Annotated in this window: 17 protein-coding genes; 12 read left to right on the forward strand and 5 right to left on the reverse strand. The window is 74.6% G+C overall.

Annotation, left to right across the window (positions count from 1 at the left end):
• Nucleotides 1–15: 15 nt before the first annotated feature.
• On the forward strand, nt 16–585 hold the full coding sequence (locus tag IAG42_RS29210; RefSeq protein ID WP_223206201.1) for an arginine repressor: 570 nt from the start codon (nt 16–18) through the stop codon (nt 583–585).
• 28 nt (nt 586–613) lie between these two features.
• On the opposite strand, the gene IAG42_RS29215 is transcribed toward IAG42_RS29210, so the two are convergent.
• The 3 genes from IAG42_RS29215 to IAG42_RS29225 form a co-directional block, all read right to left on the reverse strand.
• Nucleotides 614–1603, reverse strand: a complete 990-nt coding sequence (locus IAG42_RS29215) for a bile acid:sodium symporter family protein (RefSeq protein WP_188339949.1) — start codon at nt 1601–1603, stop codon at nt 614–616.
• A gap of 93 nt (nt 1604–1696) precedes the next feature.
• Nucleotides 1697–2419 carry a L,D-transpeptidase family protein gene (locus IAG42_RS29220; protein ID WP_188339950.1) on the reverse strand — a complete coding sequence of 241 codons (723 nt, stop codon included), beginning with the start codon at nt 2417–2419 and terminating at the stop codon, nt 1697–1699.
• 3 nt (nt 2420–2422) lie between these two features.
• A complete protein-coding gene (locus tag IAG42_RS29225) occupies nt 2423–3010 on the reverse strand; it encodes a pyridoxamine 5'-phosphate oxidase family protein (RefSeq protein WP_188339951.1) in 588 nt (195 codons plus the stop codon).
• A gap of 130 nt (nt 3011–3140) precedes the next feature.
• On the opposite strand from IAG42_RS29225, the gene argH reads away from it, so the two are divergent.
• The 8 genes from argH (at nt 3141) to IAG42_RS29265 (ending at nt 19420) form a co-directional block, all read left to right on the forward strand.
• Complete coding sequence (gene argH, locus IAG42_RS29230; RefSeq protein ID WP_188339952.1) at nt 3141–4568, forward strand: argininosuccinate lyase; 1428 nt, start codon at nt 3141–3143, stop codon at nt 4566–4568.
• Between the two features lie 121 nt (nt 4569–4689).
• A complete protein-coding gene (locus IAG42_RS29235; protein ID WP_188339953.1) occupies nt 4690–5547 on the forward strand; it encodes a DUF4132 domain-containing protein in 858 nt (285 codons plus the stop codon).
• Nucleotides 5544–10607 (forward strand): hypothetical protein, encoded by a 5064-nt coding sequence (locus IAG42_RS29240; protein ID WP_223206202.1) that lies wholly within the window; start codon nt 5544–5546, stop codon nt 10605–10607. Before IAG42_RS29235 ends, IAG42_RS29240 begins: the two co-directional genes overlap by 4 nt.
• A gap of 55 nt (nt 10608–10662) precedes the next feature.
• Nucleotides 10663–11844: an ATP-binding protein gene (locus tag IAG42_RS29245; protein WP_188339954.1), complete on the forward strand. Its 1182-nt coding sequence runs from the start codon at nt 10663–10665 to the stop codon at nt 11842–11844.
• Nucleotides 11845–11849: 5 nt separating this feature from the next.
• On the forward strand, nt 11850–15407 hold the full coding sequence (locus tag IAG42_RS29250) for a vWA domain-containing protein (RefSeq protein WP_188339955.1): 3558 nt from the start codon (nt 11850–11852) through the stop codon (nt 15405–15407).
• Nucleotides 15404–17221, forward strand: a complete 1818-nt coding sequence (locus IAG42_RS29255; RefSeq protein WP_188339956.1) for a hypothetical protein — start codon at nt 15404–15406, stop codon at nt 17219–17221. The genes IAG42_RS29250 and IAG42_RS29255 overlap by 4 nt, the downstream gene beginning before the upstream one ends.
• A gap of 121 nt (nt 17222–17342) precedes the next feature.
• Nucleotides 17343–17894, forward strand: coding sequence for a TetR/AcrR family transcriptional regulator (locus tag IAG42_RS29260; protein ID WP_223206203.1), 552 nt, complete (start codon nt 17343–17345; stop codon nt 17892–17894).
• Nucleotides 17891–19420 (forward strand): MFS transporter, encoded by a 1530-nt coding sequence (locus tag IAG42_RS29265; RefSeq protein WP_188339958.1) that lies wholly within the window; start codon nt 17891–17893, stop codon nt 19418–19420. Before IAG42_RS29260 ends, IAG42_RS29265 begins: the two co-directional genes overlap by 4 nt.
• A 104-nt stretch (nt 19421–19524) precedes the next feature.
• Here the strand turns inward: IAG42_RS29265 and IAG42_RS29270 are convergent, their stop codons facing one another.
• Nucleotides 19525–20214 carry a lysophospholipid acyltransferase family protein gene (locus IAG42_RS29270; RefSeq protein WP_188339959.1) on the reverse strand — a complete coding sequence of 230 codons (690 nt, stop codon included), beginning with the start codon at nt 20212–20214 and terminating at the stop codon, nt 19525–19527.
• Between the two features lie 269 nt (nt 20215–20483).
• On the opposite strand from IAG42_RS29270, the gene IAG42_RS29275 reads away from it, so the two are divergent.
• The 3 genes from IAG42_RS29275 (at nt 20484) to IAG42_RS29285 (ending at nt 22803) form a co-directional block, all read left to right on the forward strand.
• Complete coding sequence (locus tag IAG42_RS29275; protein WP_188339960.1) at nt 20484–21677, forward strand: glycerophosphodiester phosphodiesterase; 1194 nt, start codon at nt 20484–20486, stop codon at nt 21675–21677.
• A 74-nt stretch (nt 21678–21751) separates the two neighbouring features.
• Complete coding sequence (locus tag IAG42_RS29280; protein ID WP_188339961.1) at nt 21752–22267, forward strand: sigma-70 family RNA polymerase sigma factor; 516 nt, start codon at nt 21752–21754, stop codon at nt 22265–22267.
• 38 nt (nt 22268–22305) lie between these two features.
• Nucleotides 22306–22803: a GNAT family N-acetyltransferase gene (locus tag IAG42_RS29285; protein WP_188339962.1), complete on the forward strand. Its 498-nt coding sequence runs from the start codon at nt 22306–22308 to the stop codon at nt 22801–22803.
• 7 nt (nt 22804–22810) lie between these two features.
• Here IAG42_RS29285 and IAG42_RS29290 read toward each other — a convergent pair whose 3' ends face one another.
• Nucleotides 22811–23212 (reverse strand): hypothetical protein, encoded by a 402-nt coding sequence (locus IAG42_RS29290; protein WP_188341666.1) that lies wholly within the window; start codon nt 23210–23212, stop codon nt 22811–22813.
• Nucleotides 23213–23289 lie beyond the last annotated feature (77 nt).

Raw genomic sequence — 23289 nt, forward strand, 5'->3', positions numbered from 1 at the left:
GATGGGACGACGACGATGAGCAGCAAGGCGGAGAACGACCTGCGCGCAGCCGAGAACCTCGCGCTGAGCGCGGTATCCGGCCCGCAGGTGCCGCAGACACGCACGGCCCGCCACCGCAGGATCGTGGACATCCTGAACCGGCAACCGGTGCGCTCGCAGAGCCAGTTGGCGAAGCTGCTCGCCGACGACGGACTGAACGTCACGCAGGCCACGCTCTCGCGCGACCTGGACGAGCTGGGCGCCGTCAAGATCCGCAACACCGGTGGTGAGCTGATCTACGCGGTGCCCAGCGAGGGCGGCTTCCGCACCCCGCAGGCGCCGCTCGGCGAGTCGGCGAAGGAGGAGCGCATGCGCCGCCTCGCCGGGGAACTGCTCATCTCCGCCGAGGCCTCGGCCAACCTGGTGGTGCTGCGCACCCCGCCGGGCGCCGCCCAGTTCCTCGCCTCGGCGATCGACCAGGCGGAGCTCCAGGTCATCCTCGGCACCATCGCCGGCGACGACACCCTCATGCTCATCAGCCGCGACCCCGCGGGCGGCCAGGCACTGGCCGACCACATGCTGCGCCTCGCGCAGAACGACCACTGAGCGGGTCCCGGGGGATACGTACCGGGCGTCAGGCCGCGCGCCGCGCCCGGTACGACATCCAGGCCGCGACCAGCGCGCCCGACACGTTGTGCCACACGGAGAACACGGCGGCGGGCAGCGCGGCCAGCGGGCTGAAGTGGGCCGTGGCCAGGGACGCGGCGAGGCCCGAGTTCTGCATGCCGACCTCGAAGGCCATCGCACGCGACGAGGGCGCGCCCAGCCGCGCCGCCTTGCCGGCGCCGTACCCGAGCAGCAGGCCCAGGCCGTTGTGCAGCACCACGGCAAGGAGCACCAGGGCGGCCGCCGACTTGATGGCCTCGGCGCTGCCCGCCACCACCACGGCCACGATCACGGCGACCGTCAGCGCCGAGAGCCACGGCAGCGCCTTCAGCAGCCGGTCGACGTACCGGCCGAGCACGAGCCGCACGACCAGGCCCGCGAGCACGGGCAGCAGCACGGTCTTCAGGATGTCCGTCATCATCGACGCGGCGTCGACGGGCAGGTAGGCGCCCGCGAGCAGCAGCGTCAGCGGCGGCGTGATCAGCGGCGCGAGGATCGTGGAGACGGTGGCGACCGACACCGACAGGGCGACGTCGCCCCGCGCGAGATAGGTGACCACGTTCGACGAGGTGCCGCTGGGCGCGCAGCCGACGAGGATGACACCGGCCGCCAACTGCGGGGACAGGCCCAGCGCGTGGGCGATCAGCCAGCCGAGGCCCGGCATGATCACGTAGTGCGCGACGAGCCCGAGGCCGACGGCCCAGGGGCGCTGGGCGACGCCCTTGAAATCCGCCGGCGTCATCGTGAGACCCATGCAGAACATCACGACGCCGAGGAGGTAGGGCACGTTCGTGCCCCAGCCGGCGAAGGTGCCGGGCGCGGCGAGTCCCCAGGCGCCCGCCACGAGGACGAGGACGGGGAAGACGGTGACCGCGAGCCGGGCCGCGCGGTCGGCGGACGCGCTCGGCGCGGGCGCTTCGGTGGAGGCGGGTGAGGTGGGTTCGGTTCGGCTCTGCACCCGGCGATGCAACGTTGTCGGCCGGGGCGCCCGCAACCGTGTCTCGTTATGTGGTCGCTACACGGGTTTCGGGCCGGCGGTCGGGTGCGGGCCTCAGTACCGGGTGATCGCGGTGACCCCGGACCGGGTGCCGATCGCGATGTGCGATGCCTTCTCCGGCCGCACCCAGGTCAGGATGCGGCGCATGGCCTCGCGCGGCACGGACACGCAACCGGCCGTCGCCGCCCGCCCGTTGACGTGCAGGAAGATGCCCGCGCCGCGACCGCGCACCGGCGTGCGGTAGTTGAAGCCGACGACCAGCGCGTGCGCGTACTGGGTGCCGTAGTCGGCGAGGTGCTCGGACTCGGCGGCGCGGCAGTCGGCGGGGCGCGGGTCCGTCCAGCGGTTGTAGGCGCGCGAGTCGTTGTCCTGGCACCACCAGGAGCTGTCCCGCACCGGCCGGTACGGCATCGAGGTGCCGCCCGGCGCCGCCTCGACGCCGAACGCGAAGGGCAGGTCGTACAGGCCGGCCGGCGTCGTGTTCGTGCCCTGCTCGCGCCGTGACCCCTCGACCAGCCCGTTCGCCCCGAAACGGGCCGGGGCCGAACCCGCCTTCGCCCAGCGGCCGTCGGGCCGCCGGTCCCACCAGGTGACCGTGCCGCTGGTCGCCGCCGCGCGAGGCGCCTGCGCGGTGATCAGCTGACGGCCGCCGCCCGTGTCGGCGAGGCGGTCGGGCAGCGGGACGGAGGGCTGGGCGGAGGGCGCGGCCGCCCCGAGCGCCGCGCAGGCGGCGATGGAGGCGGCGACACCGGCACGGACTGCTCGGGAGCGGCGCATGGCTCAGAAATTAGCGGGCGGCAGCGGGAGCGGCAGCCCAGGTAGGCCATCCAGGCTCTGCCCGATGTGCTCCTTCTTCTGGAAGTAGGCGTCGAGCGAGGCGTCGTCCTCGCGCGCGAAGCGCTTGCCGTGCAGATCGCGGTCCTCGTCGTACGCCATGAACGGCACCCCGTAGCCGCACGTGTCGCGGACGAGCTCGGCGGTCACGACGATCACGGCGCGCAGGCCGTGCTGCGAGGGGTCGATGTCGGGGAAGCGGGCGAGCAGGCCGGGGAAGCGCGGGTCGTCACGGAAGACGGGCTCGCCGCGGCCGTGGACGCGCACGATGTTCGGCGGGCCCTGGAAGGCGCACCACATCAGCGTGATCCGGCCGTTCTCCCGCAGGTGCGCGATCGTCTCCGCGTTCGAACCGGCGAAGTCCAGATAGGCGACCGTGTGCTCGTCCAGCACGGCGAACGAGCCGCTGAGGCCCTTCGGTGAGAGATTGACCGTGCCGTCACCGGAGAGCGGCGCGGTGGCCGTGAAGAAGACGGGCTGGGACTCGATGAAGGAGCGCAGACGTCCGTCGATGCGTTCGTAGGTCTTTCCCATGCGGGCATTGTGCGGCGCGTCCGGGGCCGGCGGCATCGTCCGCGAGGGCGATTGACGAATCATGCAGAGGACTGCATACTCATGCATGAGTACTTTCACGCATGAACGCCCGGCTTGAGGAGCAGAGCACGTGAGCAGCAACACCGGCGATGTCCGCCTCTGGGGCGGCCGGTTCGCCGACGGCCCCGCCGAGGCCCTGGCCAAACTGTCCGCGTCCGTCCACTTCGACTGGCGCCTCGCGCCGTACGACATCGCGGGCTCCCGTGCCCACGCGCGCGTGCTGCACACGGCGGGCCTGCTCACCGAGGACGAGCTGACCCGCATGATCGCCGGGCTCGACCAGCTCGAGGCCGACGTCGCCGACGGCTCCTTCGTCGGCACCATCGCCGACGAGGACGTCCACACGGCCCTGGAGCGCGGCCTGCTCGAGCGCCTCGGCCCGGACCTCGGCGGCAAGCTGCGCGCGGGCCGCTCGCGCAACGACCAGGTGGCGACGCTCTTCCGGATGTACCTGCGCGACCACGCCCGGATCATCGGCGGTCTGATCGCCGACCTCCAGGAAGCCCTCGTCGGCCTCGCCGAGGCGCACGCGGACGTCGCGATGCCCGGCCGCACGCACCTCCAGCACGCCCAGCCGGTGCTCTTCGCCCACCACGTCCTGGCGCACGTCCAGTCCCTGTCCCGGGACGCCGAGCGGCTGCGCCAGTGGGACACCCGCACCGCCGTGTCCCCGTACGGCTCCGGCGCGCTCGCCGGCTCCTCGCTCGGCCTGGACCCGGAGGCGGTCGCCCGCGACCTCGGCTTCGAGCACGGCTCGGCGGCCAACTCGATCGACGGCACGGCCTCGCGCGACTTCGTCGCCGAGTTCGCCTTCATCACGGCGATGATCGGGGTGAACCTCTCCCGCATCGCGGAGGAGATCATCATCTGGAACACGAAGGAGTTCTCCTTCGTCACCCTCCACGACGCCTTCTCCACCGGCTCGTCGATCATGCCGCAGAAGAAGAACCCGGACATCGCCGAGCTGGCACGCGGCAAGTCCGGTCGCCTCATCGGCAACCTGACGGGCCTGCTCGCCACCCTCAAGGCGCTGCCCCTCGCGTACAACCGCGACCTCCAGGAGGACAAGGAGCCGGTCTTCGACTCCTGCGACCAACTGGAGATCCTGCTCCCGGCGTTCACCGGCATGATGGCCACCCTCACGGTCAACCGGGAGCGCATGGAGGAGCTGGCCCCCGCCGGCTTCTCGCTCGCCACCGACATCGCCGAGTGGCTCGTGAAGCAGGGCGTGCCGTTCCGCGTCGCCCACGAGGTCGCCGGCGAATGCGTCAAGGTCGCCGAGGCCGAGGGCAAGGAGCTCGACGAGCTGACCGACGACCAGTTCGTGAAGATCTCCGAGCACCTCACCCCCGAGGTCCGCACGGTGCTCAACGTGCCGGGCGCACTCGCCTCCCGCTCCGGCCGCGGCGGCACCGCGCCCAGCGCGGTCGCGGTCCAGCTCACCGAGGTCAAGCAGGACCTGACGGTCCAGCGGACCTGGGCGGACGCCAAGAAGTAGCCCCGCCGGCAGCCGTTCACGCGGCCCGTCCCCTCGTACGGGGGACGGGCCGCGTCGCGTTGTCAGTGCACCCCTCTAGAGTTCCCGGCAGTTGATCGGTACGGCTGTCGGGGAGGCAGTGATGGGGTGGATGCCCGCGGGCGACTACGAGGTGGCCCTGGACGAGAACGGCAAGGTCATCTGCCGGAACGGGAAGGGGCGTCTGCTCAAGTCGGTGCCCCCCAAGATCGCTGACGAGCAGGCCGTGATCGGCCTGCGCCAGCTCACCGAGTGGCTCGAGCGCCACGAGCGCGACTGCCGCGACCAGGTGGAGAACTGGATGACGCGCTCCCTGCCCGTCCCGACCGCCGTCCTCGCCCGACTCTGGCCCGACCCGTCCTGGCGCACCGCCCTGCGCGACCTCGTCGTCACCGGGACCGACGGCACCGTCGCCGGCTTCCTGCGCGACGCCGACCCCGAGCGCGGCATCGGCCTCGTCGACCTCGACGGAGACACCGTCCGCATCAGCCCCGAGCAGATCCGCGTCCCGCACCCCGTCCTCCTCGACGACCTCGACGAGCTGCGCGAGTTCGCCGTCGAGCTCGGCGTCGAGCAGGGCGTCCAGCAGCTCTTCCGCGAGACGTACGTGCGCGGCGCCGACCGCGACACGGGCGCCCGCGGCGTCGACGACTACGAGGGCGGCGTCTTCAAGGAGCTGCGCTTCCTCGTCGGCCGCGCCACCTCCCTCGGCTACCGCGTCCGCGGCGGCCAGGCCGTCCTGCCCGTCCTCGAAGCCGGCCGCGGCATCGAGGCCCGCGTCTGGGTCGGCGACTACGAGGGCTACGAGCAGACCGAGACGGGCCCGCTGACCTGGACCACCCCCCAGGGCGGCGCCCTCACCCTCGGCGAGGTCGGCCCCGTCGCCTGGTCCGAGGGCATGCGCATGGCCGCCGCGCTCTACGCCGGCCGCGACGTCGAGGACGGGGAACAGGCGGCGTGAGCACGACCGACATCAGCGACCAGCACACACGGAACAGCGCGACGGGGGACCGGCGGATGAACGACGACCAGCAGACACACGACACCGGAGTACTCCTGGAGGCGGGCGCCGTCCTGCTTCCCGGCACCCACCGGGGCGAGGACGCCGACGAGCTGACCGTCCGCGCCTACGAACACCCTGTCCTCGAAGGCCGCACCGTCGTCCGCCTCGTCCCCGGCACCCTCGGCGACGCCGAGGACCTCGCCCTCGACTTCCTCGGCCTGACCCGCACCGCCCTGCACGACGGCCTCGGCCAGGTGCGCCGCGAGACCCTCGGCTTCCCCGCCTGGGCCCTCGTCCACGACCCGGCCAACGGGCACCACGCACTCGCCCTCGTCAAGGACGTCGAGCGCTTCTCCCGCATGGCCAAGTCCCGCGCGGGCGCCGCCAAGGAGGGCTTCGAGGCGCTCGGCGAGCGCCTCGGCCGCTCCGTGCCCCACTTCCTGCCCACGTTCTACGAAGAGGCCGGCCGCGCCTTCCTGCGCCACGAGAACACCACGTACGCGGCGCAGTTCTTCGGCAAGGCCCGCGAGGCCGAGCGCGTGCACAGCCTGACCGTCGACGAGGCCCGTCAGCGCGCCGTGTTCCTCGAGTTCGCCTTCGCGGGCGCGCTCACCGTCAAGGCCCTCAAGGAGCACGTCGCCGACCTCACCGCCCGGCTCAGTGCCGAGGACGCCTGGCTCCAGTACCGGCAGCTCGTCGTCGAGCGCTGCGGCGCCGGCATGCCGCCCTACGCCGCCCTGCCGCAGGACGCGCGCAAGCTCATCAAGGCCGCGGGCCTCGACCGCGTCACCGAGGAGACCGCCCTCCTCGCCGACCTGCTCGCCTCCCCGGCCGTCGTCCGCGCCCCCGCCTCCTTCTGGACGGCGTACCAGGCCACCCTCGTCGTCCTCGCCAAGGAGCGGCCCGAAGTGCGGGCCCGACTCCTGGAGTTCGTGCCCACCGGCCTGGGCCGGGGCGCCGCCGCCGAGCAGCAGTGGCTCGGCCTGCTCACCGAGTCCGGCGCCGAGGAACTGCTCACCGGCCCCGCGGCCGGCGCGGAGGTCTCCGCGAGCGACTGGCTGACCCGCTGGGCCGCCCACCTCCAGGGCGGGTACCGAGGCCGCCGCCGCACCCCGCTGACCTACGCGCTCGTCGAGCGGATGGCCCCGCGCCTCATCGCCGACGGCAGCCCCGTGGACCTCGACAAGGCGAGCACTCAGTGGGCCAGCCGCATCGACCTCGACCTGCTCGACCTGTGCCTCGCCCTCGGCGTACCCGTCACCGACCCGCGCCGGCACACGAACCCGCACTCCTCGGACCGCAACCGCGTGCTGGGCCTGGGCGAGTGGCTCGACGGCGGTTCCGAGGGCCGCCGCGACCTGGCCGCCCTCGCCGCCGACGAACACTACGGCCCGCTGCTCCGCGCCGACGTCGGCCACAGCCGGTGGAACGACAAGCTCCACCTGCGCACCGTCGTCGGACACCCCGTGCTGCGCGGCGTCCTGAGCACGTGGCTCGACGAGCGGACCGACGCCTACGTCGCCGCCGCCGGACTGCCCGGCGCCGAGATGGTCCTGAACCAGCTGAACCGCTTCCGTGCCGTCGCCGCCGAGGTCAACCCGGAGGCCGTGGACCGCGTCCGCCGCCACGACCTCTCCCGCAACCTGGCCCGCACCCTGCGCGCCGGACTCTTCGACGAGCTCGGCTGGCCCGCGCTCGAAGAGGCGATGCACCGGCTGGGCCCCGCCCCGAAGGAGAACGGCCGAGGCGGCATCCGGGTCACCGAGGCCTGGCCCGCCCTGATCGTCTCCCACCGCGACAAGGCCGTCGTCGCGGGCCCCGACGGCGTCCTGGCCGAGCACGACCTGCGCGTCCCGAAGGAGGCGGACCGCTGGACCGACCCCGCCTTCCGCTACGTGGACGGCGACCTCCTCGTCATGTGGCGCGAGGACGGCCGCTCCCGCGCCTACTGGACCTCCCGCCCCGGCGACGTCTTCGCCCTCTCCGCCCCGCACACCGTCTTCTTCCACCACCGGGACCGCGGCGCCGGCCTGCCGCTCCCCGCCGGCGGCCGCACCACCGGACGCCGCCCGCTGCACGCCGGAGACACCCAGCTCACCGAGGAAGAGCGCGTCATCGGCGACGGCACCGGCCACTGGCGACTGCGCACCACCAGCGCGGGGTCGTCCTGGATCGAGTACGACGCGGCGACCGGCGCGGTCGGCCGCGCCTCGCTGCCCGCCTTCTTCGCGGCCGCGGTGCGCGACGGCAGCAGCCTGCGCCCCGCCGACTGCGAACTCCTGCCGATGCAGCCCGGCCTGGAGGAGACCCCGCTCGGCACGGACGGCACCGTCCTCGGCCGCTGGGTCCGCTCCGACGGCGACACCCTCACCGCCGGCACCCCCGACGGGACCACCGTCACCCTGCCCGACGGCCTGGGCGCCATCCCGGTCGGCGCCCTGCGCCTGCCCGGCAGCGCGCCCGTGCTCGCCCACCAGGGCGGCCTCGTGGCCCTCTACGAGGAGGGCGCGACCAAGGCCGCCGGCCCGCTCGTCGCCGCGCATCCCGGGAGCCCCGGTGGTCGGTTCGCCGCCGGCACCGTGCTCGTGCCGCCGCTCCCGTTCTGGCACCTGCTGCGCGTCCGCGACGAGGCCGGGTCCAAGGCGCTGCGCGACTGCACCGACGAGCTCGCCGCCTCCCTGGTCGACACCCTCGCCGGCATCATGGACGAGCACATCGCCGCCACCGGCGGCGAGCGCAGCGAGGAGCAGCGCGCCCAGGACCGGCAGGACCTGGCCGACGCCACATCCGCCGCCGTCGCCCGCGCCCTGCCCGGCATCACCGACTTCGCCCTGCTCGCCGGCGTCACCTCGGTCGCCCTCGTCCCGGTCGGCCTGCGCGCCACCGCGCGGCGCTACACCGACCCCGAGCCGGCCGGGCCGAGCGCCCCGGCCGCGCCTCGCCCGCCGCAGGCCATGTACGCGGACTTCTCACCGGAGCACGGCGGCGACACCACCCTGCTGAGCGCCGTGCGCGCCGCGCTCGGTCACACCGTGACCGGATACTGGTCCGGCGACGAGCCGACCGTGCTGCGCCACGTCAAGGCCGTCAACGACGTGCTGGGCGGCACCCCGGCCCACGGCCCCGCGCCGCACCCCGACACCCGCCCGCTCGCCGAGGGCTGGACCCGCGACCCGGGCACCGTCCCCTCCACCAGCAGCGGCTGGCCGCAACTCCTGGACCGGCTGCCGGTGCTCGCCACGCGGGCCGCCGCCCCGTCTCTGTTCGAGGGCGAACGGGCCGCGCTGCTCCACCTGTTCGAGGCCGTCGCCGCCGGACCGCTCGGCGCCGGCGGCGGCACGCTGCGCGTCGTCCGGCTCCGCGAGCCCCTGCCGGGCAAGAACGGATCGCCCGTGCGCCGCGGCGAGGTGCACCGCCAGGGCGAGCGCACCCTCGTCTTCCTGGAGGCCGAGTCCCTGTACGGGGAGGACCGCGGGCAGTTCCTGGCCTGGCGGGCGCTGGAGCACGACCCGTCCGGCGTCTTCGGAGCCGTCGGCCACTTCACCGTGCACGCGGCCACCCCCGTCGGCGCGGGCGTGACCTCCGAGCGCCTCACCGAACTCGCCACGCTGCTGCGGACGCACGGGCCCGCGCAGTGGGACGCGCAGGCCGTCGACCGGCTCGCCGCCGCCCCCGGCTGCGGACCCGCCCAGGCCGCGCTGCTGCTCACGGGCCGGCCCACCGGCACCCTCACCACCACGGACATGGCCGAGTGCCGTGAGCTGACCGGCCTCACCCGCGGCCAGATCGAGGACGGCGAGGAGCGGCTGCGCGCCCTGCCCTTCGACGAGCGCTGCGAGATCGCCGCCGCCCTGCTGCCCGAGGACCTCACCGCCCTGTGGCGCACCGGCCTCGACACGGACGCCGCGCACACCGCGTGGACGGAGCGCTTCGGCACCCTCGTCCGGCTGCCCGAGGGCGGCGACGCGGACGTCCTCGACCTCCCCGCCACCGAGGCCGTCCTCAACCCGGCCCGGCAGGCCTGGCTGACCCGCACCACCACCCAGCGCCTCGACGAGAACGGGCGGCTGCGCGCCGAGGATTCGTCCGCGGTGCCGAACCGCCGCACCCTCACGGGCGCCGTCGAGGGCCTCGCCACCCTCGCCTACGGCCTCCCGTACGGGCATCCGCTGCGCGCCCGGCTCCCCGAAGGACTCGACGCCCTGCGCGAGCGCCTCGCCGACCCCGGACTGCTCCTGGACGCCGACCTGTCCTGGGCCGCCGAGGGCCGCCTCACCACCGCCGCCCGGCTCCGCAAGGCGTACGGGATGCCCGAGGCGGGCGGCGCGGAAGCGGACGGAATGACCCGCGCCGGCACCGCGTTCGTCCTCCACCCCTGGTACGCGGAGAACGAGGGCACCCTGCTGCGCCCCGCCGGGCTCACCGGTACCGACGACCCGGCGGTCGGCCTGGCCGAGGGCATCGCCCGGTCCTCCGCCGGCCTCTTCGTCCGCCGGATCGCGGCCGTGCGCGGTGACGAACTCGCCCGCACGCTCGCGGCCGACGGCGGCTTCGAGGGCTACGCGCAGGACCCGGCCCGCAGTGTGCCCGAGCTCGTCACCGAGGTCGCCGAGACCCACGGCATCGGCGCCGACGCCGCGGCCCTCTACCTCCAGCTGCTCGCCCTGCCCGACCCCACGGACCGCAACGTGGCGCGCTGGACCGGCTGGAAGCCCGCCCGGCTGAAGAAGGCCCGCGCCGAACTCGCCGCGACCGACCTCGTCGTCGAGGCCAAGCGCGCCCGGGCCGGCCGCGCCCTGTTCCTGCCCGGCGGCTGGCTCGCGCTGAAGTCCCCGGCGCTGCCGGTGGAGGCGTGGAAGAGCGGCCTGTACCCGGTGCCGGGCGACAGCAGGGCGGTCCCGATGCTGCCCGTGCCGGAGCTGTTCGCCGTCGCCTGGCAGCGGGTCCGCTCCGGCGACGTCCCGGCGTACGAGGAGCTGACCACCCGTGCCACCAGCAAGGGCCGCAGGCGTGGCTGACCGCACGAGCGCGGGACCGACGCGGAGTTCGACAGACAGTGAGAGAGACGGGGTCATGACCATCACCGAGACGAACACGGCGACCGGCGCCGCACCGGCCCGCCAGATCGTGCCGCCCGAGGAGCTGTACGCCCAGGAGCTGGCGTTCCTCGCCGCCCATGACGAAGGCCCGCGGCCGCCCGGCTGGGCGCTGACGCCCCGCGCGGTCGTCACCTTCGCCATGGGCAGCGACCAGCCGCTGAGCCTGCCCGAGGGCGCCGCCGCGCCCGAGGGGACGCCCCGGCGCATGACGATCCGACGCAAGTTCGTCGGCGAACGGGCGCTCGTGGAGCGGTGCGTGGTGACTCTCGCGGGCGAGCGCGGGCTGCTGCTCGTCGGCGAGCCCGGTACCGCCAAGTCGATGCTGTCCGAACTGCTCGCCGCCGCCGTCAGCGGCACCAGCGCCCTCACCGTCCAGGGCACGGCCGGCACCACCGAGGACCAGCTCAAGTACGGCTGGAACTACGCGCTGCTGCTCGCGCAGGGCCCCAGCCCGAAGGCGCTCGTGCCCTCGCCCGTCCTCACCGCGATGCGCCGCGGCGCCGTCGCCCGGGTCGAGGAGGTCACGCGCTGCCTGCCCGAGGTGCAGGACGCGCTGATCTCGCTGCTCTCCGAGCGCCGCGTCGCCGTGCCCGAGCTCGCCGGCACCGAGGACGCCCAGGCGCACGCGGCCCCCGGGTTCAACGTCATCGCGACGGCCAACCTCCGCGACAAGGGCGCCTCCGAGATGTCCGCCGCCCTCAAGCGCCGGTTCAACTTCGAGACCGTCGGCCCCATCGGCGACTTCGAGGCCGAACTGGACCTCGTGCGCAGCCAGTCCAGGGCCGCCGTGGAGCGCTCCGGCGCCGAGTACCGGCTCGACGACACGGTCCTCGACATCCTCGTGACCGCCTTCCGTGAGCTGCGCAGCGGCCGCTCGGCCGAGGGCTGGGAGATCGAGCGGCCCTCCACCGTCATGAGCACCGCCGAGGCCGTGTCCGTGGCCACCGCCCTGGGTCTCGCCACGGCGTACTTCCCCGGCGACCGGGACCCCCTCGCGCTGCTGCCCGGCCACCTCACGGGCGTCGTGCGCAAGGACGACCCGGCGGACGCGGCCCGGCTGCTCGGCTACTGGGACGGGGCCGTGCGCCGCCGCGCCGAGGAGGGCTCCGCCACCTGGCGCACCCTGTGGGACCTGCGACCGGTGCTGGAGGGCTGACCCGCATGACCACCCCGCCGCCGCTGCCGCAGGCCCCGGACGAGGCCGTCGCGGCGCTCACCGCGCCCGACGGCCCGTACCTGATCGGCGTACGGCACCACGCGCCGTCGCTCGCCGCCGCCGTGCCCCGGCTGCTCGACGCGGCGCGGCCCGACGTGCTGCTCGTCGAACTGCCCGCGGAGACCCAGGACTTCCTGGGCTGGCTGGCCGACGAGGAGACCGTCGCGCCCGTCGCCCTCGCGGCGGTCCCGGAGCCGGAGCCCGGGGCGGACGCGGCGGCGGACCGGCGGGGCCCGGCGTTCTACCCCTTCGCCGACTTCTCGCCCGAACTGGCGGCGCTGCGCTGGGCCCGGGACGCGGGCGTGCCCGTGCTCGCCTGCGACCTGCCGCTCGCCGACCGCGCCTGGCGCGAGCCCCGGCAGCACGGCCCGGCCGCCTCGGGCCCGGATCTCCGGCACGCCCTGCGCGACCGTCTCACCGGCCGCGAGGGCGACGACCTGTGGGACCGCCTCGTCGAGGCCCCCGCCCCCGGTGCCACCCCCGAGGAACTGCGCCGCGCCGCCCTGCTCACCGGCTGGGCCCTGCGCCGCGACGCGGCGGACGGCCCCGGCATCGACCCGCTCGACCTCGCCCGCGAGTCCTGGATGCGGGGCCGCCTGCGCGAGGCGAGCCGGGACGGGCGCCGGGCGGCGGCGGTGATCGGCTCGTTCCACGCGGCCGCCCTGACCGGGGCGGCCCTGAGCGCCGACTCCCTGACCGAGGATCCCCCGAGCACGCAGCCTCAGGCTCCCGGACACCCGCCCGCCGGCGGCCCCGGCAGCACCGTCAGCCTCATCCCGTACACGTATCCGCTGCTCGACGCCCGGTCCGGCTACCCGGCCGGCATCCGGGACCCCGAATGGCAGCACCGGGTGCTGGACGCGGCCGGGGACCCGGACGCGCTGCGTGAGGCCGTGCTGCGGGCCGCCGTCGCCGTCAGCGCGGACCTCCGAGCCCAGGGACACCCGAGCGGTCCGGCCGACGCCCGCGAGGTGGCCCGGGTCGCCGGGGACCTCGCCGCGCTGCGCGGGCTGCGCGCCCCCGGCCGCGGTGAACTCGTCGAGGCGCTCCAGACGGTGCTCGCCCAGGGCGAACCCCTCGGGCGGGGCCGCGCCGTGGCCCGCGCCATGGAGCGCGTGCTGGTCGGCGAGCGCACCGGCCGGCCCACACCCGCCGCACCCCGCGGCGGACTCGGACCCGCCGTCGAGCGGGAGGCGGCCGAACTGGGACTGCCCGGCCCGGCCGAGCCCGGCAAGGAGCGCGACCTGCGGCTCGACCCGCTGCGCACCCCGCGCGACCGGCGCCGCGAGATCCTGTTCCGGCGCCTGACCGTCTGCGGAGTGCCGTACGCGGACGAGCAGGGGGTCACCGGCGCGGGCGGGGCCGACGCGCTCACCACCCGGTGGACCGTGACCTGGACCCCGGCGACCGCCGCCGTCCTGACGACCGCGAGCGTGCGCGGCGTGACCCCGGCCCAGGCGGCGCAGGGCGTCCTGCGCGCCCGGGCCCGCGCCGCCCGCGACGAGGGCGGGCCCACCCCCGCCCAGGCCCTCGCCGCGCTCGTGGCCGCCGCCGAGTGCGCGCTGCCCGAGCTCGCGGAGGAGGCACTCGAGGAGCTGTCCCGGGCGCTCCCGGCCGCCGGTTCGCCGGCCGAGCTCCTCACGGGGCTCGCCCTCGTGGACCGGCTCGCCGCCGGGCACGTCGCCGGGTTCACGCCCGACGGCGACCGGCCCGCCCGGCTCGCCGCGGCGTCCGAGGTGCTGAGCGCCGCCGCGGTGCGCGCCGTCGAGGGCATCACCGGCTCCGAGGACCCCGAGGACGCCCGCGCCCTGGTCGAACTGGCGCGCCGCGCCGACGCGCTGGGGTCCCTGCGGCTCACCGACGCGCTGGCCGCGCTCGCCGCCGACGGCACCCCGCTCATGGCCGCCGCCGCGGCGGCCGTACGGGTCCTGCTGGGCCATGCGCCGGCCCCGGAGCTCGGCGCCCGCGTCGCCTCCTGGGTCGACGCCGCCTCCGGCTCCGCCGCGCGCGCCGCCCTGACCGCCCGTCTGACCGGCCTGTGCACCGCCGCCGGCGCCCTCCTGGAGACCGCGCCGGACGCGCTGGACCCGCTGCTCGACCGGGTGACGGAGCTGACCGACCGGGCGTTCCTCGACCGGCTCCCCGCCCTGCGCGGCGGCTTCGACACCCTGTCACCGGCCGCGCGCGAGCGCCTCCTGGAGACGGTCGAGACCCGCATCGGCACGGCCGTCGGCGATCTGACGGTCGACCCGGCGACCCAGGCGGTCTGGACGCGGGCGGACCTGGCGGCGGCGCAGGCCGTGGCCGCACTGGATCTGGGCGTGCCGCTGACCCCCGTACCGCAACCGATCGCCGCACCGCACCCCACCGGCCCCGTGCCCCCCGCAGGCGGAGCCGGAGGAAGCATCACTCCGGCCGAGCGCTGGCGGCTCGCGCTCGGGCGGCATGCCGACGAACTGCCGTCCCGCACCGCCCCGTTGGCCACCGCGCTCGACGAGCTGTACGGGGCCGGCCGCGGCGAGGGCTCCCGCGGCGGGCTGCGGGCGCGCGGCGGCGGACGCGAGGCCCCCTACCCCGGAGTGCGGGAATGGGCCGAGGAGCTCACCGCGCTGTTCGGCCCCGGTGTACGTGAAGAAGTCCTGGCCGCCGCCGCGGCGGCGGGCCGCACCGACGCCGTCGAAGCGCTCGACCCGGACGCGGCGCGCCCCTCCGTCGAACTGCTGCGCACCGTCCTGCAGCACGCGGGCGGCCTGCCCGAGTCCCGGGTCGCCGCACTGCGCCCGCTCGTCCGCCGCCTCGTGGACGAACTGACCCGCGCCCTCGCCACCCGCCTGCGCCCCGCGCTCACGGGCGCCGCCACGGCCCGCCCCACCCGGCGCCCCGGCGGCGGCCTCGACCTGGCCCGCACGCTGCGCGCCAACCTCGCGACGGCGCGTCGCGGGGACGACGGGCGGATCGTCGTCGTGCCCGAGCACCCGGTCTTCCACGGGCGGGCTCGGCGCTCCGCCGACTGGCGGCTGATCATCGTCACGGACGTCTCCGGCTCGATGGAGGCCTCCACGATCTGGGCGGCGCTGACCGCGTCCGTGCTCGCGGGCGTGCCGGCCCTGTCCACGCACTTCCTGGCGTTCTCGACCGAGGTCATCGACCTGACCGAGCACGTCAGCGATCCGCTGTCGCTGCTCCTGGAGACACGGGTCGGCGGCGGTACGCACATCGCGGCCGGCCTGCGCCACGCGCGCCGCCTGGTCACCGCGCCGTCCCGCACGCTCGTCGTGGTCATCAGCGACTTCGAGGAGGGCTACCCGGTCGGCGGCCTCCTCGGCGAGGTCCGCGAACTCGTCGGCGCGGGCTGCCATGTGCTCGGCTGCGCCAGCCTCGACGACGCCGGCCGGCCGCGCTACTCGCCGGGCACGGCCGGCCAACTCGTGGCGGCGGGCATGCCCGTGGCCGCCCTGAGCCCGTTGGAACTCGCCCGCTGGGTGGGGGAGAGGATCCGATGACCACCGCTGGACTGCCGCCGGTGCTGCCCGACGTCACCGCCGAGATCGTCGAGGCGCTGACCCCCCGGCTCGCCAAGCGGCTGGACGCCGCCGTGGCCAAGCTCGCGGCCCGCCCGCACACGGTCGACCCGGCGTCGGGCGTCCACCGGATCGCCGTGGACGAGGAGTCGAACGTCGAACTCCGCCCGACGGACGGCATCGTGACCACCCCGGACGCGATCCACTGCGACTGCCTCCTGTCCCCGGCCTGCGTCCACCGCGCGGCGGCGGCGACCCTGGCACCGGTGGCGGTCGACGCCGTCCAGGACATGAGCGCGGAGCCGGAGCCGGAGCAGGAGTCAGAGCCACGGCCGGAGTCGGGGCCAGGCGCGGAGCAGAATTCCACTGAGGCGACTACGGGACCCCCCGCCCACCCCGAGCCGAGCCCCTCGGAGCAGCCGAGCACCCCCGCACACGACACCACCGAGCACACCGTCGCCGCCCACGCCCTCTGGACCGCCGCCGCCCGACTCCTCGACGCCGGGGTCGACGGCGCCGGAGCCGTCGCCCAGGCCGGACTGCTCCGCGCCGCGCACATCGCCAAGGTCGCGGGCCTGCACCGCCCCGCGGCCGCCGCGATCCGCGTCGTGAACGGCGTACGCGCGGCCCGCGGCGCCGACCCCGCCCACCGCACCGCCGAACTGGCGGACGCGCTCACCGAGTTGCTCGGCATCGCCCACGCCCTGGGCACGTCCGGCACGGACCCCGCCGCGACGGCCGCCCTGCGCGGCACGGCCCGCCGCAGCTACGCCCAGGCCGGATCGCTGCGCCTGTACGGCCTGTTCACCGAGCCCGTCCTGACCGCGACCGGACACGCGGGCTGCGTCACCTGGACCGCCGACGCCGACGGCACCCTGTACCAGGTCCCGGACATCGCCCCGGGCGGGGCGAACCGGGCGCGGGGCGTCGCCGACCGCGCCGTCCGCCTCGGCGACACCGCCCTGACCCACCGCGAGCTGTCCGCGGCCGGCCTCGTGGTCTCCGGCGCCACGGTCGCCGAGGACGGCCGCCTCGGCGCGGGCAAGGCGGTCCAGGCGGTCCGGGCCAAGGGCGCCGACTGGACCGAACCCCCGCTGGACGCCCTGTGGTCCGTACCCCTGGCCGACCAGGCGGCGCGGGCGCGCCGTTCGCCGGACGGGCTGCTGTTCCTGGACGCCACCCTCGGCGGCGTCCTCCGCGAGCGGGACGGCGAGAGCCTGGTGGCCCACTGTCAGGGGGTCACCGTCCGGCTCGCCGTCGCCCACGACGACCCGGGACTCGCCCACCGGGAGAACCTCACCCTGCTTGCCTCGGCCCCCGGCACCCGCGTCCGGCTCATCGCCCGGCTCGTCCCCTCCACTCCGGCCCGTGTGATGCCCCTCGCGGTGCGCCTGCCGTCCGGTGCCCGGCACGACCTCGGCCTGGACCGGCTGACCCGCGCCGACCTCCCCGTACCGACCGCCAGCGGTGGCGAGGCCTCGCCCGGACCCCTGCCCGGCACGCCCCCGCCGCCCGTCCACCCCCTGCGCCGCCGCGTCGAGCAGTCCCTCGTCGCCGGACGCCGCGCCCTCACCCTCGCCCGGCCCGACGAGGCCCCCGCCCTGCGCCGGGCGGGCCTGCCCACGGCCGCGGTCCTCCTGGAGGCACTGCTCCGCGCGGCCGCCGACCGGGGCCGGGACCCGTTCGGCCGCCTGGCCCCCGCAGACCTCGACGCGTTCGCCCGCACCTGGCTGGCCTGCGCCCGCTACACCCAGGAGGTCACCGAGGCCTTGGGCACGGAGGCATGGAAGGCATAGCCCCACACTTCGCAAAAGCCCTATAAGGCCTCTGAGAGCCATGGGCTCCGTACGGCACGCGCTGTGAGACGTCATCCTTCCGGATGAGACATCTGTGTCTCATTCAAGCTATGCTCGTCTCATGGCTGTCGACCGATCCCAGACGCTGCACGCCGCAGCGGCCCTCCTCACCCGCAAGTCCACCGCCACGATGGACGAGGTGGCGAAGGCCGCCGGCATCAGCCGCGCCACGCTGCACCGCCACTTCGCGGGCCGTGACGCGCTCGTGCGCGCGCTGGAGGAGCTGGGCATCCAGGAGTGCGAGGCGGCCCTCGACCGGGCGGCCCTCGACTCCGGCCCGGCCGAGGACGCGCTGCGCCGGCTCATCCGCGAGCTCGAGGCGGCCGCCCCGCTGCTGGCCTTCCTGAACACGGAGAGCCAGCTGTTCGAGGGCGAGGAGCAGCACGCCGGCTGGGCCCGGATGGACGCCCGCATGGCCGCGCTGTTCCGGCGCGGCCAGGAATCCGGCGAGTTCCGGATCGATCTGACCCCCGCCTGGCTGTGCGAGGCGCTCTACGGCCTCGTCGCCAGCGCGGCCTGGGCCGTACAGGACGGCCGCGTCGCGGCCAAGGACTTCTCATACATGATCGCCGAGCTGCTGCTCGGCGGCGCACGACGGAGCGTGGAACCATGACCAGCACCCACCAGCGACCCCAGGTACCGGAGGTGGTGGCGCGCCCCGGCCGGTGGCTCGCCCTCTCCGTGCTCGTGCTGGCCGTGCTGCTCGTCGCCGTGGACGCGACCGTCCTCGGCCTCGCGACCCCCTACATCAGCGAGGACCTGGAGCCCTCCGGCACGCAGCTGCTGTGGATCGGCGACGTGTACTCGTTCGTCATCGCCGGACTCCTCGTCTCCATGGGCAGCCTCGGCGACCGCATCGGCCGCAAGAAGCTGCTGCTCACGGGCGCCGTGGCGTTCGGCGCGGTCTCGGTGCTCAACGCGTACGCGACGACGCCGGAGCTGATGATCCTGGCGCGCGCCCTGCTCGGCGTCGCCGGTGCCACCCTGATGCCCTCGACCCTGGCGCTGATCCGGAACATCTTCCACGACCCGCGCGAGCGTTCCCTCGCCGTCGGCATCTGGGGCGCCATGGCCTCGGCCGGCGCGGCCGTGGGCCCGGTCGTCGGCGGCTTCCTGCTCGAGCACTTCTGGTGGGGCTCGGTGTTCCTCATCAACCTGCCCGTCATGGCGGTGCTGGTGGTGATCGGCGCCAAGCTGATCCCCGAGTCGAAGAACCCGGTCCCCGGCCCGTGGGACCTGCCCAGTGTCGGCCTGTCGCTCGTCGGCATGATCGGTGTCGTCTACGCGGTCAAGGAGGCGGCGGCGCACGGTCTCACCTGGGACGTCGCCCTGTCCGCGCTCATCGGCCTGGGTGCCCTCGCCGGGTTCGTGCGGCGCCAGCTCACCCTGGAGTCGCCGCTGCTCGACATGCGCCTGTTCCGCAACCGGGGCTTCTCCGGCGCGGTCCTCGCCGACCTGCTGACCATCCTCGGCCTGTCCGGCCTGGTGTTCTTCCTGTCCCAGTTCCTCCAACTGGTCCAGGGCCGCAGGCCCTTCGAGGCCGGTCTCGCCGAACTGCCCGCCGCGATCGGCGCGGTCGTCGCCGGACTCGTCGCCGGCGCCGTCGCACGCCGCTTCTCGGTGCGCGTCGTCGTCGCGGGCGGACTCGCCGCGGTCGGCCTGTCCCTGGCCGTCCTCACGGGCCTGAGCCAGGACACGGGCTACCCGCTGCTCGGCACGGTGCTCCTGGTCGTCGGCGTCGGCGCCGGCTTCTCGTTCACCGTGACGGCCGACGTCATCCTCTCCAGCGTCCCCAAGGAACAGGCGGGCGCGGCCTCGGCGGTCTCGGAGACGGCGTACGAACTGGGCGCGGCGCTCGGCATCGCCCTGCTCGGCTCGATCGTCACCGGCGTCTACGCGGGCTTCACGGCCCCCGCCGGCACCCCGGCCGAGGTCGCCGACGCGGCCCACGCCTCGCTCGGCGGCGCCGTCGAGTCCGCGGCCGCGCTGCCGCCGGCGCAGGCCCACGAGCTGCTCGGCTCGGCGCAGGGCGCCTTCGTCGACGGGCTCCAGGTGGCCGCGGGCATCGGCGCCGCGGTGCTGCTCGCGACCTCGGTCGCGGCCTGGTTCCTGCTGCGCGGCCAGCAGTTGGAGAAGTGACACGCCCCGGTGACGCCGTCCGGGTGAACACGGCGCGACGACCGGGGCCCGGCCCCGCGGAGCGAACTCCGCGGGGCCGGGCCCCGGTCACAGCAGGTGGAGGGTTACGCGGCCTTCGCCTTCGTGGCGTACATGTCCACGTACTCCTGGCCCGACAGACGCATGACCTCGGCCATCACCGAGTCGGTCACGGCCCGCAGCACGTACCGGTCGCGGCCCATGCCGTCGTAGCGGGAGAACTCCATCGGCTCGCCGAAGCGCAGGGTCACCCGGCCCGGACGCGGCATGCCCGCGCCACCCGGCTGGAGCTTGTCCGTGCCGATCACCGCGAACGGCACGACGGGCGCGCCGGTCATCAGCGTCAGGCGCGCGATGCCCGTCCGGCCGCGGTACAGACGGCCGTCGGGGGAGCGGGTGCCCTCCGGGTAGATGCCGAAGACCTTGCCCTCCTCCAGGACCCGGCGGCCCGTCATCAGCGCGGCCACACCGCCGTTGGCGCCGTCCCGGTCCACCGGGATCATGCCGACGCCGGTGAAGAACCACGCCATCAGGCGGCCCTTGAGGCTCTTGCCGGTGACGTACTCGTCCTTGCCGATGAAGAACACCTGCCGGTCGCAGACGAGCGGCAGGATCATCGAGTCGATGAACGTGAGATGGTTTCCGGCCAGAATGACGGGGCCGTCGCCCGGAATGTTCTCGGCGCCCTCCACCCGTGGGCGGAACATCAGGCGCATGATCGGTCCGAGCACTGCCTTGATGAGCGCGAAGCGGGACAACGGGCCCTCCGGGGTCAAGGAATGGACATAAGGTCTGTGCAGGTGAGGACGATACTCGCGCGTACCGTCCTACCGCACATCGGGTTCACCGAGTGGATACACAGTGTTGATCCGGGTTGATCCCGCACGACGTCACCGACGCACCCCTGCCACGCGCGCGACACACAGCGGTCATCCCGCATCACCCCGACGTTCCGTACGCGGTCTCCCCCTCGTCACTCCCGCGCACCTACGATCGGTCCCGCTTTGACAGGTACAAGGCGGTAACTCGGCGGGAGGAGCGCTCCATGGGGAACGAGAAGGCTCAGGCGGCACACGAGGCGGGCACCGGTGGGGGAGTGGGCCGCCGGGCGCTGCTCGGCGCCGCGGTGCTGAGCGCGGGCGCGGCCGCCGTCGCCCTGCCCGGCACGGCCCGGGCCGCCGAGCGGGCCAGTGGCGGGAATCACTCGGGGCAGGGGTACACCGCGCTGCCCGTGCCCACCGTCATCGCCCACCGCGGCACCAGCGGCTACCGGCCCGAGCACACCCTCGGCTCCTACCAACTCGCGCTCGACATGGGCGCCCACGTCATCGAGGCCGGCGACATCGTCCCCACCAAGGACGGCCGGCTCGTCTGCCGCCACGAGCCGGAGATCGGCGGCACCACGGACGTCTCGGCCCACCCCGAGTTCGCCTCCCGCAGGACCACGAAGGTCATCGACGGCGTCTCCACCACCGGCTGGTTCACCGAGGACTTCACCCTCGCCGAACTGAAGACCCTGCGGGCCGTCGAGCGCATCCCGGGCAACCGGCCGCACAACACCCTCTACAACGGCCGCTGGGAGATCCCCACCTTCGACGAGGTGCTCGCGTGGCGCGCCGAGCAGAGCCGCGCCCGGGGCCGCGAGGTCTGGATCCACGTCGAGACCAAGCACCCCACCTACTTCCGCAAGCTCGGCCTCGGCCTCGAGGAACGGATCGCCAAGCTGCTGCGCGCCCACGGCCTGCACCGCAAGAACGCGCCCGTCTTCCTGCAGTCCTTCGAGCCGACCAGCATCCAGCGCCTGGACAAGCTCGTCGACAACCCGCTCGTCGTCCTGCTCTCCTCGGCCGGCTCCCGCCCCGCGGACTTCGTCGAGAACGGCGACCCGCGTACCGTCGCCGACCTCATCACGCCCGCGGGCCTCGAGGAGATCGCCGGCTACGCGCAGGGCATCGGTCCGACCCTCGACCTGATCATCCCGAAGGACAAGAGCGGCAAGCTCGGCGAGCCCACCACCCTCGTGCGGGACGCGCACGCCGCCGGGCTGATCCTGCACCCGTACACGATGCGCAACGAGAACACCTTCCTGCCCGCGGACTTCAGGAAGGGCACCGACCCGAACGCGTACGGCGACGCCTTCGGAGCCTTCAAGACCTACTTCGCGACCGGCATCGACGGCATCTTCACCGACAACTGCGACACGGGCCTGCTCGCCCGCGAGGACTTCGTCAACGGCTGAGCCGCCGGTCCCGGTTGGAGTGAGACGCGGCCGCCCCGGCAACCGGGGGAGCGGGCGGCCGCGTCCCGCCGGGCATGATCCACGACACCGTCTTCGAGACCCTGCGCCCGCTGCTCGCGGCCGAGGCCCGCGCCGAGCTGCCCGGCGACGGGCGGGCCGACCTCGAGCAGGCCGTCTGGCTCCGCCTCCTGGAACACCTCGACACCCAGGGGCCACCCGCCGACCCCGCCGCCTGGCTCACCGCCACCGTCCGCGCCGAGGCCCGCCGGCACCGCCGCACCGCCCGGCACGAGCAGCCCTACGCCGTCGAGCCCGTCGCCGAGCACCCCGACCACGCCGACCCCGAGCACCACACCCTCCTCACGGAACGCGCCCGTGCCCTGCATTCGGCCGTACGCCGGCTGCCCGGCCGCTGCCCGGGCCTCATCGGCGCACTCCTGTCCCCGAAAGACCTCACTTACCGTGAAATCGCAGGTGAGTTGGGTATCTCACAGGGCAGTCTTGGGCCGGAACGTTCCAGATGTCTGGGATGCCTGCGCAGAATCCTGCCCGCCGAGGTTGCGCCGAGGCGTCGCTGGGGAAAAGAGTGAGGGCAACCGGCGAACAGGTGAGCGGGAGGCATGCACACATGGGCATGAGCGTGACCATCTCTGCGGCGACCGATGCGGACGCCGAGCAGATCCTCAAACTGCAGTACCTCTGCTACCAGAGCGAGGCGCAGCTCTACGGGGACTACTCGATCGAGCCGCTCACACAGTCCCTCGACTCGGTCAGGACCGAACTGACGGCCGGCACCGTTCTGGTGGCCCGCCTGGGCGACGAGGTCGTGGCCTCCGTCCGGGGGACCGTCGACGCGGACGGCACCGCATGGATCGGCAAGCTGATCGTCCACCCGCGGATGCAGCGCCACGGCCTCGGCGGCCGGCTGCTCTCCGCCATCGAGTCCGCGTTCGCCGGCACGGCCAAGCGGTTCCAGCTGTTCAGCGGCCACCGCAGCGAACACAACCTGCGCCTGTACCGCAAGCACGGCTACGCACAGGTCTCCACCCGTCAGGTGGACGAGCGGCTCACCCTCGTCACCCTCGCCAAGGAGATCGACGCCTCGGCGCTCGCCGCGAGCGCCTGACCGCTGCTCAGGCGGCGGCGGCCTCCGGCCGCTGCCGCAGCACGCCCTTGCGCAGCCAGTACATCCCGGTGACCGGCAGCAGCACCGGGATGAACAGGTACTCCATCCCGTAGTCCGACCACACCGTCTGGTCCGGGAACGCGGAGGCGTCCACCAGCGTCCACGTGCCGACGATCAGCACACCGGCCAGCTCCAGGGCGCAGCACACGAAGGCCGAACGCCTGGCGCGGTCGCCGCCGCGCACCAGCGAGTACGTGATGAAGCCGTACACCAGGCCCGCGACCGCCGACAGCGAGTACGCCAGCGGCGCCTTGTCGAACTCGGTCGAGATCTGGAAGACCGAGCGCGACACCGCGCCGACGACCATCACGCCGTAGAGCCACACGAGCAGCAGCCCGGGCCCGCCGATGAGCCGGCGCCGCCCGCCCCGCTCCGGCCGCTCCGCCTTGTCCGTGTTCTCCGTGCTGCCCGCGCTGTCCGAAGAGG

It is taken from the genome of Streptomyces xanthii, from assembly GCF_014621695.1.
Taxonomy (GTDB): domain Bacteria; phylum Actinomycetota; class Actinomycetes; order Streptomycetales; family Streptomycetaceae; genus Streptomyces; species Streptomyces xanthii.